1 pseudogene is annotated in these 450 nt (G+C 35.3%); it reads left to right on the top strand.

Annotated elements, in window-relative coordinates:
- Positions 1 to 322, top strand: a pseudogene (locus tag J1781_RS00315) (hypothetical protein); the annotation flags it as partial.
- Positions 323 to 450 lie beyond the last annotated feature (128 nt).

The raw sequence follows: 450 nt of genomic DNA, 5'->3' as shown, positions 1-450 counted from the left end.
TATCTATGCTGATGAAGCAGATTTAATCAATAAAATCGTTTTTGGTAAAACTCATAGAGAATGGCGAGAAGCGAACCCAAATTTACAAGGCAATCAGCGAGATTATGGCACAGTTTTGGATAATGCCATTATAGGCAATTTAGAAATGCAAAACGCTTTACTTATTAATGATCATATAACCCAAACGGAAAGAGAAATTAAACTTAGAGCAATAGAAAAAATGTTAAGAGAAAGTATGAGTAAATCTAAAGCTATGCAAAAACTTGAAGAAAAACCTCTACTTGCACAACTTCCTAATATGGGGGCTAATGATGATAAATAACCTCAAAGACAGCAGTTTTGATGATTGGTTATACGATGAAAACATTAACCACGAAGTAACCGCCATTGCGGTAAAGCGGATTATCGCATGGCAAATCAGCGAAAGCATGAAAGCCCAGCATATAACCA

Source organism: Rahnella perminowiae (assembly GCF_019049695.1).
Classification (GTDB): domain Bacteria; phylum Pseudomonadota; class Gammaproteobacteria; order Enterobacterales; family Enterobacteriaceae; genus Rahnella; species Rahnella perminowiae.
The sequence above is the reverse complement of the archived record's forward strand: the minus strand, read 5'-3'. Positions and strand labels throughout refer to the sequence as shown.